The 14,203-nt window shown below is 58.9% G+C and carries 10 protein-coding genes; 6 read left to right on the forward strand and 4 right to left on the reverse strand.

What is annotated here, in order from left to right; translation table 11 throughout:
- Positions 1-711: 711 nt before the first annotated feature.
- Complete coding sequence (locus L362_RS13495; RefSeq protein WP_023344391.1) at positions 712-3,000, forward strand: FdhF/YdeP family oxidoreductase; 2,289 nt, start codon at positions 712-714, stop codon at positions 2,998-3,000.
- 21 nt (positions 3,001-3,021) lie between these two features.
- Positions 3,022-3,918 carry a LysR family transcriptional regulator gene (locus tag L362_RS13490; protein WP_023344392.1) on the forward strand — a complete coding sequence of 299 codons (897 nt, stop codon included), beginning with the start codon at positions 3,022-3,024 and terminating at the stop codon, positions 3,916-3,918.
- On the opposite strand, the gene L362_RS13485 is transcribed toward L362_RS13490, so the two are convergent.
- Together L362_RS13485 and L362_RS13480 are read right to left on the reverse strand one after the other, a co-directional pair.
- Entirely contained in the window at positions 3,897-4,655 is a 759-nt protein-coding gene (locus L362_RS13485) for a phosphate/phosphite/phosphonate ABC transporter substrate-binding protein (RefSeq protein WP_023344393.1), read from the reverse strand. The genes L362_RS13490 and L362_RS13485 overlap by 22 nt on opposite strands.
- A complete protein-coding gene (locus L362_RS13480; protein ID WP_032638010.1) occupies positions 4,648-5,619 on the reverse strand; it encodes a fatty acid desaturase in 972 nt (323 codons plus the stop codon). Before L362_RS13480 ends, L362_RS13485 begins: the two co-directional genes overlap by 8 nt.
- A 148-nt stretch (positions 5,620-5,767) precedes the next feature.
- On the opposite strand from L362_RS13480, the gene L362_RS13475 reads away from it, so the two are divergent.
- Both L362_RS13475 and gap read left to right on the forward strand, forming a co-directional pair.
- Positions 5,768-6,748 carry a GlxA family transcriptional regulator gene (locus L362_RS13475; RefSeq protein ID WP_023344395.1) on the forward strand — a complete coding sequence of 327 codons (981 nt, stop codon included), beginning with the start codon at positions 5,768-5,770 and terminating at the stop codon, positions 6,746-6,748.
- A gap of 78 nt (positions 6,749-6,826) precedes the next feature.
- Entirely contained in the window at positions 6,827-7,837 is a 1,011-nt protein-coding gene (gene gap, locus L362_RS13470; RefSeq protein WP_021240396.1) for a type I glyceraldehyde-3-phosphate dehydrogenase, read from the forward strand.
- Positions 7,838-7,878: 41 nt separating this feature from the next.
- Here the strand turns inward: gap and L362_RS13465 are convergent, their stop codons facing one another.
- Positions 7,879-9,066 (reverse strand): MFS transporter, encoded by a 1,188-nt coding sequence (locus L362_RS13465; protein WP_021240397.1) that lies wholly within the window; start codon positions 9,064-9,066, stop codon positions 7,879-7,881.
- Positions 9,067-9,181: 115 nt separating this feature from the next.
- Between L362_RS13465 and L362_RS13460 the strand changes: the two genes are divergently transcribed.
- Complete coding sequence (locus tag L362_RS13460; protein WP_008502659.1) at positions 9,182-10,138, forward strand: AraC family transcriptional regulator; 957 nt, start codon at positions 9,182-9,184, stop codon at positions 10,136-10,138.
- Positions 10,139-10,240: 102 nt separating this feature from the next.
- The gene (locus L362_RS13455; RefSeq protein WP_023344396.1) at positions 10,241-11,926 is read left to right on the forward strand and encodes an alpha,alpha-trehalase; all 1,686 of its coding nucleotides are present in this window, start codon (positions 10,241-10,243) and stop codon (positions 11,924-11,926) included.
- A gap of 64 nt (positions 11,927-11,990) precedes the next feature.
- Here L362_RS13455 and L362_RS13450 read toward each other — a convergent pair whose 3' ends face one another.
- Positions 11,991-14,093 (reverse strand): TonB-dependent siderophore receptor, encoded by a 2,103-nt coding sequence (locus L362_RS13450; RefSeq protein ID WP_032637778.1) that lies wholly within the window; start codon positions 14,091-14,093, stop codon positions 11,991-11,993.
- Between the last annotated feature and the right edge of the window lie 110 nt (positions 14,094-14,203).

Raw genomic sequence — 14,203 nt, forward strand, 5'->3', positions numbered from 1 at the left:
CTTTTCTTATTCCCCCACCACAAAGCGACATAACTTTATGTTTTATATATTAAAAAACACAAAGGAGAACCACTTTCATTAACGCAATCACGCTATTATCGCCACTACCATAATTAGTAGAATTAGCGTTTTTTTGATGTCAAAGGAATATATCTCTGATGAATTATTTGTTGCACTAACAGGGTATCTTTAATATTGAAGACGCTTCATCGCCTGGGTGAGAATATTTCACTTATGCAGCAAGATGTTAATTTCATGCCGCAAAAAAAGCGTATATTTTCGGCCGTAATAATTCCACTGTCAGGTATACCTTATATCTATTATTCATTAAGCGTGAGTAAACCTTCCTGCCATTCTCTCAATTGAAAAATGCCTCGAGCAGCCCACCAGCCGCGAATCGCGGCGATATCTCCAGCGCATCAGCTTCATTCGAAGTTTTACTGGCGCTACATACTTTCCTGCTCACCGCCATCTATCTCGCCTACCGGACGATAGATAAGATTTATTATTAAAATGATAAATATTCGTTATAATTTCTTTAAATATTTAAACACCAGACCAGATAAATTACTGTAATAAAAAGAGTTTGCGTTAAGGCATTTTCCCGTTCCGTATGTGCGTTGCCATCCGGCCGTCATTGCTTTCACCTATTGCTCTCGTCGGTGATTTATTGGCTCAGGCGTTGTGTGACCGAATCAATCAGGAGTGGGTATGAACAAAAAAAGACGCTCGGTGCCAGGCATCAGACACTATGACGGCCCTGCCGGCGGCTGGGGCGCACTGAAAGCAACGGCCATTGCGGTACGCACCCAAATGGATACCTTTGACGCCCCGGCGACGCTGCTGCGCACCAACCAGCCTGACGGCTTTGACTGCCCGGGCTGCGCGTGGCCTGATAAAGAACACAAATCGACGTTCCAGTTCTGCGAGAACGGCGCCAAAGCGGTGACCTGGGAAGCCACCAGTAAACGCGTCACCCCCGCGTTTCTGGCGGAAAACAGCGTCTCCTCGCTGCTGGCAAAATCGGACTTTGAACTGGAAGGTTACGGTCGGCTGACGCATCCCCTGCGCTATGACCGCGACAGCGATACCTTCAGGCCCGTCGACTGGGACGAGGCGTTTCAACGCATCGGAGAGGTGTTGCGCGGGCTCGAACCGGACCAGGTCGAGTTCTATACCTCCGGGCGCGCCTCTAACGAAGCGGCGTATCTGTTCCAGCTGTTCGCCCGCGAATACGGCACCAATAACTTCCCCGACTGCTCAAATATGTGTCACGAGGCCACCAGCGTCGGTTTGCCCCGTTCGATTGGCATCGGGAAAGGGACCGTCTCGCTGGACGACTTCGACAAGACGGAGCTGGTGATCTCCATCGGCCATAACCCCGGTACGAACCATCCGCGAATGATGGGGACCCTCCATGAGCTGGCCCGTCGCAACGTGCCGATTATCGTCTTTAACCCGCTGCGCGAGCGCGCGCTGGAACGTTTTGCGGACCCGCAAAGCGTGATTGAAATGGCGACCTACGGCTCCACGGATATCGCTTCGACCTATTTCCAGGTGAAGGCCGGAGGCGATGCCGCCGCGCTGAAAGGGATTGCCAAACACCTGCTTGAAATGGAGGCCGCACGCGGTGACGTGCTCGATCGCGCGTTTATTGCCGAACATACTCAGGGCTTTGAGGACTTTGCCGCCGATATCGCGCAAACCCGCTGGGACGACATTGAGCGCGAGTCAGGTCTCAGCCAGGCGGCGCTCAAAAAGGTGGCAGAGGCGTATGCGAAATCGAATGCCACCATCATTACCTACGGGATGGGCATTACCCAGCATAATAAAGGGACGGCCAACGTCCGCCTGATTGCGGACCTGCTGCTGATGCGCGGGAATATCGGCAAGCCCGGCGCGGGAATATGCCCGCTGCGCGGCCACTCAAACGTGCAGGGGAACCGTACCGTCGGGATTAGCGAGAAACCCACGCCGGCCTTCCTGAACCGTCTGAAGGAGGTTTTCGGCTTTGAGCCGCCGTCTCACCACGGCCATGACGCGGTGCAGGCCACCCAGGCGATGATCGACGGCCGCGCGAAGGCGCTCATCTGCCTCGGCGGTAATTTTGCGGTGGCGATGCCCGACCATGAACGCGGGTTCCCGGCGATGGGATCCCTGGATTTGAGCGTCCACGTCGGCACCAAGCTCAACCGTACCCATCTGCTGGTGGGCAAAGAGACCTTTATTTTCCCGTGTCTTGGCCGTACCGAGCTGGATGTTCAGGCCACCGGCCGCCAGTCCATTACCGTTGAAGACTCGATGTCGATGGTCCATGCCTCATCCGGCAAGCTCAAACCCGCCTCTCCGTTGCTTCGGTCAGAACCCGCTATCGTCGCGGGCATGGCGAAAGCCACCCTGCCGGATACCCGCGTGGACTGGATGACGCTGGTTGAGGATTACGATCGTATCCGCGATCTGATCGAGCAGACCATTCCGGGGTTTGAGAACTACAACGCGCGGATCCGCGTTCCCGGCGGCTTCCGTATGCCGCTGCCGCCAACGCAACGTCTCTGGCCAACGGCGACGGGAAAAGCGATGTTCTCGGTCTTCGTCGGCGTACACGAGAACGCCAGCGGTGAAGGTGAGCACGTCCTGCGCCTGATCACGCTGCGCAGCCACGACCAGTACAACACCACCATTTACGCGCTGGACGACCGCTACCGCGGCGTGTTTGGCCGCCGCGACGTGCTGTTTATGAACGAAGAGGATATGGCGCAGTCAGGGCTGGAACACGGCGACCGCGTGGATATCGAAACCGCCCTGCCCGGCAACGGACAGCGTCTGGAAGACATTACCGTGGTGGCGTACGACATCGCGCCGGGGACCGTCGGGGCCTATTATCCGGAGGCCAACGTGCTGGTACCGCTTGATTATCTGGATAAGGACAGCGGTACGCCGTCGTATAAATCCGTTCCGGTTCGCATCACCCTGCGCTCAAAAGAGATCCGCATGCTGTAAGCCGATCGCGCAGAGAAAAAGATGGATATTAAACAGTTAAAATATTTAATCGCGCTCGACGAGACCCGCCATTTTGGCAAGGCGGCCTCGCAGTGCAACATCACCCAGCCGACTCTTTCCATGCGCATCCGCAGCCTGGAAGAGGAGCTCGGGCTGGTACTGATTGTGCGCGGGCAGCGCTTTGAAGGGTTTACGCCGGAGGGTGAACGCATCCTCGCGTGGGCCCGCGCGCTGCTGGCTGCACATGACGGGCTACAGGCGGAAGCCGCGCTGTGCAAAGGTCAGGTGGTGGGCGAACTTCGTCTGGGGATGGTGCCGCTGGCGAGTGTGGATCCGATGATCTTTATTCGCCTGCTGACGGAAAAATACCCGGAGCTGACCTACAGCCTCTATTCCATGTCCTCCGCGCAGATTGCCGACGGCGTCAGCCGCAATCAGCTTGAGCTGGGGATTTGCTATCTCAACAGCATCGACGCCAGCCTGTTCGATATTATCCAGCTTCCCAAAACGAAGATGGGCCTGCTGCACGACGTCCGCCATTTCCAGCTCGGCCAGGAGACATTGACCTGGCGCAATCTGACGGATTTTCCGCTGGGGTTCCTGACCAAAGGGATGCATTACCGGGCGCATATGGAGGCCAGCTTTAAGTCTGCTGGCATTGAACCGAGGTCCGTTTTCGAGAGCGACTCCACGTTCCAGATCATTCAGGCGGTGCAAAGCGGCGTATGCTGCGCCGTGATGCCGCTGAACAACGGGCTGGAAGATCTGAACGGTCATTTCAGGATTGTCCCCATCGCCGACGCCAACATTGAGGCTCCTGTCGGCCTGATTATGCGCCGACAGAAACCCGTCTCCTCGCTGGCGCTGCGCTGTTTTACCGACGCGCAGGAGATCTATCACGCCAGCAATGAGGCGTAGGCCTGACGCGTCACCACGCTAAAACCGCGGATCAGCACCGCGTCGCAAACGGCCCGGTGCTCCGGCGAACTCACCAGCGCGTGGAGCGCATCGCGAAGGGCGTTCAGGGTCTCAGGCGAGGTGCGGGGCGAGGTAATGAGCGGCAGCCCCGGCGTCAGCGGGGTACGGTCAATGACCGCCAGACCCGTCAGGCTTTCCGGTTCGTGACGCTGCAGCAGTGCCCAGGTGACACAGTCGATGGCCGCGATATCCCCTGCCCCGCGTTTGACATCAATCAGCGACTGGCGATGGCTGCCGCTAAAGAACGTTTGCGCGAAAAACGGCTCCTGAGCCACCAGAGACGCCACTTTTTTTCGCAGCGCATTGTAGCCGGACTGCGAGTCCGCAGAGTTACAGACCGCCCGTCGGCCGCGAAAATCCGCCAGCGTGAGGTGCCGATCCTCCTCGCGCACCACCAGAAAGCTGCGGTAGTGGCTCCCTTCGCAGCCCGGGGCCGCGTAGTGAAAACAGCCGACGACCTGCACGTCCGGAAGCAGCGTGACGAGCGGATAACCACAGGCCTGGCTGAGGATAAGCCCGGGCTGTTGCCAGTGGGTGAGCAGATCGGACTCCGGTCCGTCGGGGACATCATCGACGGGCACACCGCGAGCGGCCAGCAGCCCCTTTACCGCCAGCCAGAGCGCGCGGGTGTCGGCGCGATCCACCGCATACATGGGAAACGCCAGCAGGTTACTCATATCCCTCCTCCTGTTGTTTTCCGGGGTGAACGGTGACGTCGACGGGCCTGGCCCAGAACTGGCGCAGCCATTCACCGTAGCCCCTGACGAGAAAACCGCGGTTTCGCTCCCGGTACGCCTCCCGGTTTTGCTGGTAGATCGCCTTCAGCCCGTACCACGGCACGCCCGGTAAATCATGGTGTACTGAATGGTAGTTGAGATTTAAAAACAGTATCCGCCAGAACAGCCCGGCCTCGTTAATGACGGAGCGCGCCAGCGGATCGTCCGCCGCGCGATGTTCGAAAAACGATCGCACCTTGGTCAGCGCCAGCGCCGGATAGCTGACCGCCAGCACGAACCAGACGGGGGAAAAACCGACGTGCGTCATCCAGGCGAAAAGCGCCACCAGCAGCGTGATGTGAACCAGCCACATCGTCATCGCCCGCAGGTGAAGATGACGAAACGCCGCCCCGGCGCTGCCCAGCGTCTGGACGATATCCAGCAGCGGCGCCAGCAGAAGCCGCCCGGCAAAGGTATTTCGGGCCCGGATCAGGCGCTTCTGCCAGGGGGAAAAGCGCGCCCAGCTCGCCTCGGTAAAATAGTACGACTCCGGGTCATCCACCGGATGGGTCAGGCTATCGTACCGATGGTGGGCCAGATGGGAATCCCGGTAGAGGCCATACGGATACCAGACCGCCAGCGGGAGCGTGCCGAACAGCTGGTTAAGCCAGGCAAAACGGGTGGGATGCCCGTGGATAAGCTCATGCTGTAGGGACATATACCAGGCGGTAAACCCGATCAGCAGCAGCGTGGCGGGCAGCAGGCCGAGCGTTTGCCAGAACGCCAGCGTGGCAAACCAGCCCGCATAAATCGTGAACATTACCAGCCAGGTGGGCAGTTCGCTTCGCCATAAGAAACCCGACGCGAGGCGGTGAATTTGATTGCGTTGTTGCGGATGTAAATAGAGGGAGCTTCGTTTACCCATTCCTTCAGACGCCGTTTCGCCAGAGACAGAGCCCTGACGATCGGGGATTACGCCTGAAATCACAAACAACTTAAATCGCTTTGCTTTGCCAGAAACGTGAAGTGAGGGCACGCTTGACTTATTCTGTATTAAAGGTACTTTTCAGGACATGAAGAAGATCCTGATTATCGTTCCCGACGGCGGCATGCTGTTTGAAGCCGCCGGTATCGCCGACATTCTGATGCAGGCCAACCAGCTGCATCCGGAAGGGCTTGCGCAGCCGCGCTACCGGATTATCATCGCCACCACGCAGCCTCACCAGGTGATCCACGGCCAGTCCGGCCTGAATCTGCTGGCGGACTATCGCCTGCCGGAGCTGGATCCGCGCGAACCGCTGGACACCATTATCATCACCGGACGCGGTATGAACGAGCAGGAGAGCATAGCCGTTGTGGACTGGCTGCACCTCGCAGCGCCGCACGCCCGGCGGGTAGCCTCTATCTGCGGCGGCGCGATGCTGTTGGCCCAGACCGGCTTGCTGGACGGTCGGCGCGCCACCACCCACTGGCGGCTGCTGGAGACCCTGCAAGCCCAGTACCCGTCAATCCAGGTCGAAGGCGGCCCGCTGTACATTCAGGATGGCCCCATCTGGACCTCCGGCGGCGTGAGTTCCGGATTCGACCTGACCCTGGCGCTGGTGGAGGACGACTACGGATTTACCCTCGCCCGCGACGTGGCGCAGGATATGGTGATGTACCTGCGACGTCCCGGCGGACAGCTGCAGTTCAGCCGCTACAGCCTGCAGCAGCCGGGCACCGCAGGGCCGATAGGCGAAGTGCAAAGCTGGATCCTGCAGAACCTCACCGCCGATCTGTGCGTGGAGAACCTGGCCGAGAAAGCGGCGATGAGCCCGCGTAACTTCACCCGCGTGTTTACCCGCGAGGCCGGGGTCTCGCCTGCCCGCTACGTGACCGAAGCGCGACTGGCCGCCGCCCGCCAGCTGCTTGAGCAAACCCGCGATCCCCTTGAGCGCGTTGCGGAGCAAAGCGGATTTGGCACCAGCATTAATTTACGCCGCATCTTTGAGAAACAGCTTCACCTCACGCCCGGCGAATACCGCCAGCGCTTTCACTGCCGCAAGATGGCGTAATCTGATCCTTTTTTGTCATTTACGCCAGCCGGCCCGACGCCTACAGTGACTCCAGACAACAGAGATAAGGAGTGCACCATGGTTAAGGTCGGTATTAACGGTTTCGGCCGTATCGGACGTAATGTCCTGCGCGCGGCGCTGGGCAACCCGGATCTGCAGATTGTGGCGATTAACGATCTGACGGACAGTAAAACTCTCGCCCATCTGCTGAAGCATGATTCCCTTCTGGGCAAACTGCCCGCGCCCGTTGAAGCGGGTGACGGTGCGTTGCAGGTAGACGGCCAGCGGATCGTGGTATTTAGCGAACGCGACCCGGCGAATATCCCGTGGCGTGATGCCGGGGTAGACGTGGTGATTGAGGCCACCGGCTTCTTCACCGAGCGGGAGAAAGCGGCGGTGCATATCACCCACGGCGGCGCTAAGCGCGTCATCATTTCCGCCCCCGGGAAGAACGACGACCTGACGATTGTGATGGGCGTCAACCATGACCAGTACGATCCCGCCCGGCACGCGGTGGTGAGCAACGGGAGCTGCACCACGAACGGTCTGGCACCGGCCGCTCAGGTGCTGCATCAGCAGTTCGGAATTGAGCATGGCCTGATGAACACGACGCACGCCTACACCAACAGCCAGGCGCTGCACGATCAGCCAGAGAAAGATCTGCGCGGCGCCCGCGCGGCGGCGCTGTCGATTGTGCCCTACTCCAGCGGCGCGGCGAAAGCGCTGGGGAAAGTGATCCCCTCCCTGGACGGCAAGCTGACCGGGTACTCCCTGCGCGTGCCGGTGCCGGTGGTGTCGATTGTCGATTTAACCGTGACGCTGAGCCGCAACGTGACCGCCGAAGAGGTGAATGACGCGTTCCGCAACGCGGCCGCCAGCGGGCCTCTGAAAGGCATTCTGGGGTATAGCGATGAACCGCTGGTCTCCAGCGATTACCAGGGTGACCCGCGATCCTCGATTATCGACGGGCTTTCCACGCTGGTGATTGGCGGGAATATGGTGAAGATCCTGGCGTGGTATGACAACGAATGGGGCTTCTCTAACCGCCTGGTGGATCTGGCGGTATTGATGGATAAGAAAGGGCTGTAAACCTGAGGCCGGGTGGCACGAACGCTCACCCGGCTAAAAAATCACTCCGCTTTCACTTTCACACCCATAAACACAATCACCATCGCCGTCACCAGCAGCAAACCGCTGCCCGCGAACACGCCGCTGGCACCGTTAAGATCAAATACCGCCCCACCTCCGGCCGCACCGGCGCTTATCGCCAGCTGGATTGAGGCCACCAGCAGCCCCCCTGCACTTTCGGCTTCATCCGGAACGGTGGTCGCAAGCCAGGTTGACCAGCCCACCGGAACCAGGCCAAATGCAAAGCCCCACAGCGCGACCAGCAGCCCGTCCAGCATCGCCAGATGACCAAAGGCGACCATCATGAGCGCGAGAACGCCCATCGCAAACGGCACCAGCGCCAGCGTCAGGCGCAGATTGCGTGCCAGCAGATGTCCGGCCACGGAGGTGCCCACAAAGTTGGCGATACCAAAGCCCAGCAGGATCAATGAAATGGTTTCCACGCTCGCCTGTCCTACCGTCTCCAGGAACGGACGCAGGTAGGTAAAGAAGGCGAAATGGCCGCTGAAGATCAGGATGGTCGCCAGCATGCCGCCGATCATCCCCGGACGGCGCAGCACGCGGAACAGCGTACTCAGGCTACCGCTGCTCTCCGGCTTCATGGACGGAAGCACCCACAGCTGCCACAGCAGCGCCAGCATGCTCGGCAGAATGCAGAGCACAAAGACGTTGCGCCAGCCGATCAGGCTGCCCAGATAGCTGCCCAGCGGCGCCGCGACTACCGTGGCAATCGACACGCTGGAGAAGATCACCGCCAGCGCTTTTGGCACTTTATCTGCCGGAACCAGACGCATCGTTGTCGCCGTCGACATGGCCCAGAATCCCCCGATGGCTATCCCCAGCAGCAGACGCCCCATGAGCAGGACGTGCAGGTTGGGCGCAAAGGCCACCAGCAGGCTGGAGATAATTTGCAGCACCGAGAAAAACATCAGTACCCAGCGGCGGTCGATACGCCTGGTCGCCGGGGTGATCAACAACCCGGTGACCAGCGCCACCAGCGCGGTGGCGGTGACAGCCTGTCCGGCCATCCCCTCGGTCACGCCCAGGCTCGCGGCCATGGGTGTTAACAAGCTGGCGGGCAGAAATTCTGCCGTAATCAAACCAAATACCCCCAGCCCCAGTGAATAGACGGCCCGCCAGGCGGGTTTTGCAGGCGCTACCGCCTCGCTCGCCGCGACACATGAACTCATCTGTTGATCTCCCGTTATAAAAATGTGACTACTGTCGCAAAAGAATAGAAGGTTCACCCTGGACGATCTATGACATATAATCTCCACTTATTGATTATTCGTCCGGAGTTGCGCCATGACCGTACAGTCACCCGATTTGATCAGCGAACTTTTACGGGGCATGCGCCTGTCAGGCGTGAAATACCGGCGGATTGAAGCCAGTGCGCCCTTTGGCGTCGCGTTTCATCAGGCTCCCGGCCGGGCACAGTTCCATTTTGTGAGCCACGGTAGCGCCCTGCTGCGCATGGAGAGCGGCGCAACGTTCGAACTGAGCGGCGGCGACGCCCTCTTTATTCCCGGCGGGAATTCCCACGCTTTGCTCTCTGACGAGCAGGCCACCCTTACCCCGGTCAACGCCTTCCCGAGCGAGCCTATCTGCAGCTCGGTCTGCGCCATTACCTGCGAGCCCTGCCCTGAGAGCGAGAACACCCTTATTTTTAGCGGGTGCATGGATTTTGAGCTGGGCGGGATGCAGCCGCTGATCAAGGCGATGCCGGAAGTGATGATGGTTAGCCGGCTGATGTCCACCTGGCCGGAAATTCATCCGCTGCTGGCGGCGATGGAGCGGGAATCCGCGGCGCGTCAGGCCGGGTATGCCGGGATCCTTGCGCGGCTGGCCGACGTGGTGGCGGCGTTAATTGTGCGGGGCTGGGTTGAAGGCGGCTGTGGCAAAGCCACCGGCTGGGTGCAGGTGCTGCGCGACCCGCGCCTGAGCCGGGCCATTTACGCCATGCACCAGCAGCCAGGCCTGAACTGGAGCGTGGCGGATCTGGCAAAAGAAGCCGGGACTTCCCGATCCGTTTTCGCGGAACGGTTTCTCGCGGCGACGGGAACGACCCCGGCAAAATATCTCAGCGAGCTGAGAATGCGGCTGGCCATTCAGTATATTCGTCATGAAAACCAGCCCATTGAAACGGTCGCGCTGCGGCTGGGATATGGCTCTCTGGCGGCATTTAGCCGGGCGTTTAAGCGCATCATTGGCCATGCGCCGGGCACGCTGCGGGAAGCCAGCCAGACCGCGGAAGAGGTCTGAAAGCGCGGCAATATTTAACGCGAAGCGGGCAATATTCGTCTAAGGTTTTCAGGTGATTGACAACAGCGGTCACGCTGTTTAGTGAAGACAGGAGACGAACTGATGATAAGACCTCGTACACTACGCCCCGCGTTTTTGCCCCTTGCGTTAGGCGGCGCGCTGCTCGGCCTAACGACACTGGGCTATGCCGACGATAACCCCGCAACCCAGACAACCTCACCCGATATTTTACTTGGCCCTCTGTTTAACGACGTGCAGAGCGCCAAACTGTTTCCCGATCAGAAAACCTTTGCGGATGCCGTCCCCAAAAGCGACCCGCTGATGATTCTGGCGGACTACCGCATGCAGCACACGCAGTCCAGCTTTGACTTACGCCACTTTGTCGAGATGAACTTTACGCTCCCTGCGGAAGGGGAAAAATACGTTCCGCCTGCTGGACAAAGTTTACGTGAGCACATTGACGATCTCTGGCCCGTACTGACGCGCACTACCGATAAAGCCAGCAACAAATGGGATTCCCTTCTCCCGTTACCGAAGCCCTACGTTGTGCCCGGCGGACGTTTCCGCGAGGTCTACTACTGGGACAGCTATTTCACCATGCTGGGACTGGCAGAGAGCGATCATTGGGACAAAATCAGCGACATGGTGGATAACTTTGCGTATGAGATCGACACCTTCGGCCACATTCCCAACGGCAACCGCAGCTATTACCTGAGCCGCTCCCAGCCGCCGTTTTTCTCACTGATGGTTGAACTGCTGGCGACCCATGACAGCGACGCGCTGAAGAAGTATCGTCCGCAGATGGAGAAAGAGTATGCCTACTGGATGGACGGCGTCGACGCCCTTCAGCCGGGCCAGGCCAACAAACGCGTGGTGAAGCTGGATGACGGCGCTGTCCTCAACCGCTACTGGGACGACCGCGATACGCCGCGCCCGGAGTCCTGGCTTGACGATGTGAATACCGCGAAAAGTAACCCTAACCGACCGGCAACCGAGATCTACCGTGATTTGCGTTCCGCCGCGGCCTCGGGATGGGACTTTAGCTCCCGCTGGATGGACGATCCGCAAAAACTCGGCACCATCCGGACCACCAGCATTGTGCCCGTGGACCTGAACGCCCTGATGTTCAAGATGGAAAAACTGCTGGCCCGGGCAAGCCAGGAGAGCGGCGATGCCGCCAGCGCAAGCAAGTATGAGACGCTGGCCACCGCGCGCCAGAAAGCCATCGAGAGCCACCTGTGGAATGATAAAGAGGGCTGGTACGCCGATTACGACCTGAAGAGCAAGAAGGTACGCAATCAGCTCACGGCGGCGGCCCTGTTCCCGCTTTACGTCAAGGCGGCGGCGCAGGATCGTGCCGAAAAAGTCGCCGCGGCAACCTCCTCTCGTCTGTTGAAGCCGGGCGGGATAGCGACCACCACCGTCAACAGCGGCCAGCAGTGGGATGCGCCAAACGGCTGGGCTCCGCTGCAATGGGTGGCCGCGGAAGGGTTGCAGAATTACGGGCAAGAGAAGGTCTCAATGGATGTGACCTGGCGCTTCCTGAAAAACGTTCAGCATACCTATGACCGGGAAAAGAAACTGGTCGAGAAGTATGACGTGTCGACCACCGGTACGGGCGGCGGCGGCGGCGAGTATCCGCTGCAGGACGGCTTCGGCTGGAGCAACGGCGTGACCCTGAAGATGCTGGACCGGGTCTGCCCGAAAGAGAAACCGTGCGACAGCGTGCCGGAGAATCGGCCTGCGGCGAATGATGAGGTGGCGCCGGTGAAAGCCTCGGCGCAGTAAGGGAGTATTGCCGGGTGGCGGCTACGCCTTACCCGGCCTACTTTTTGCCCTCACAGGGCCTTGCTCAGAAACTGTAACTTGCCCCAAGCTGATACGTTCTGTCCCGCCCAATCCAGCAGTTGGTCGCGTCGTAGCAGGTCAGCGTCTCTTTGTTGGTGATGTTCTGCGCGCTGGCTTTAAGCGTTAGCCCGGCCAGCGAAGGCAGAATTTCACCCATTCGATAGGATGCCGACAAATCGTACTGCGTGCTGCCCCCCAGTTTACCCGCATTGTTAGCCGGTGAGATTTCCATTGGCCCGGTGTAGCGTGCGCCCGCCCCCAGCATCAGCCCTTTCAGCGGTGTGTTTTCAAAGGTGTAATCCCCCCAAAGGTTGAAGGCATTCTCCGGCACCTGCGTTGGACGTTTACCTTTGTACTTGTCATCTTCCGTATTGATCGCGTGGGTGTAGGCGTAGTTGGCAATCAGCGTCAGGTTGTCCGTCGGGCGGCTGATGGCAGACAGTTCCGCCCCTTTGGATTCCACTTCCCCGGTCTGACGATAGTTCAGGAAGCCCGGATCGGAGGTAACGACATTTTTCTGGCGGATGTTAAACACCGAGGCGGTAAAGGTGGTGGCGTAATCCGCCAGCAGATATTTTACCCCACCCTCCACCTGCTTGCTGGTGGTCGGTTTGACGTCTTTCGCCACGAGCGTGCCCTGCGGCGACACCGGCGCAAAACCTTCGGAATAGCTGATAAACGGCGAAATCCCGTTATCAAAGGCGTAAAGCGCGCCCAGACGTTTGGTGACGCGATCCTGCGATACCCAGGCCTTATCACCGTTTTGCAGATAATTGGTGGTGACGGAGCGATAATCATCGTAACGCAGGCTGGCCAGCAGATTTAACCCGCCAAACTCCACCTGATCCTGCAGGTAATAGCCGTTCTGCTGATAGCTCAGACGGTTTTTCTGAGCGGTATACAGCCCTAATGCGCTTTCGCTGATTTGCGAATAGTCAGGATTGCGCATATCCATGCCCGGCGCGGTCGACGCGTAACGGTAGTGGAAATGGGAGTTCAGCTTCTGATAGTCAAACCCGGCCAGCAGATGGTGTTGCCAGTCGCCCAGCGCCACGGTTTTAGTGACCTGGTTATCGATGTTGAAGCTCTGCAGATCTTCATCGGTGGTGTAGGCAAAACGGTTGAGCTGATAAACCTCGCTTCCCGTTCCCGTTGCATAGACGCTGCGCTGATGCGTGTCGACGTCGAAATAGCGCGCCTTCTGGTTAAAGCCCCAGCCGCTGTCGAACTCATGCTCAAAGCTGTAGCCCAGCATCCACTGACGCTGCTTAAACCCGCTCCACTCATCACCGGCGTAATCGCGCTTGCCCGCGTATGTCGAGCGCAGGTAGGCGATCGGAAGCGGGTTAGACGGCGTCAGGCTCGGGGAGTTCTGCGCCAGCGCATCCAGGGTGAGGCGGGTTTTGCTGTCGGGCAGCCAGGTGACGGACGGGGCAACCAGGTAGTTTTCATACCGGGTGGTGTGCGGCTGATCGTCATTTTCCGTCGCTTTACCCAGCAGGCGGTAGTTCCAGTCGCTGTTGGCAATCTGCCCGGTTGAGTCGAGATAGCCCTCTTTCAGGTTGCGGTTGCCGGTGTTAAAACCCAATTCGGTTCGCGCTTCCCGCTGCGGCTTTTTACTCTGGATATTCACCAGCCCGCCCGGCGAGCCGCCGCCGTAGAGAACCGATGAGGGGCCTTTCAGGATATCAACGCTGTCAATCAACAGCGGATCGATGCGCGCTTTGGTATTGCCGGTGACGTTATAGGGTAACTGCAGCCCGTTGTAGAACTCCTGGTCGACGGTAAAGCCACGAATTTTATATTCGCTCATGTAGGAGGTATTTCCCCGCACTTCGGTTGAAACACCCGGCGCATAGCGGAGGATTTCATTCACGGAATTCGCATGGCGCTTGTCAATTTCCGGCGCAGAGAGGGTCGTGATGACCTGCGGCGTTTTACTTTCAGCAACGGCCGATTTCGTGGCGCTGTTCGTCCAGGCCGGCAGCGCGCTGCCCTGCTCTGCGCCCGTGACGACGATAGTGGATTCTTCGGCGAATGCCGGAGCGTGCAGTGCGAGCGTGATGGCGCCTGCCAGGGCGCAAAGCATAAAACGTGAGGGAGTCATAATGTCGTCTTGTTGTCAGATGCAATACGGAACGACAATTATTATCATTTACATTAACAAATCAATACTCAGGTAAAAAAACGGCCCTCCGCAGAGAGCCGTTTACGTTA

Source organism: Enterobacter sp. MGH 16 (assembly GCF_000493175.1).
GTDB classification, from domain to species: domain Bacteria; phylum Pseudomonadota; class Gammaproteobacteria; order Enterobacterales; family Enterobacteriaceae; genus Enterobacter; species Enterobacter roggenkampii.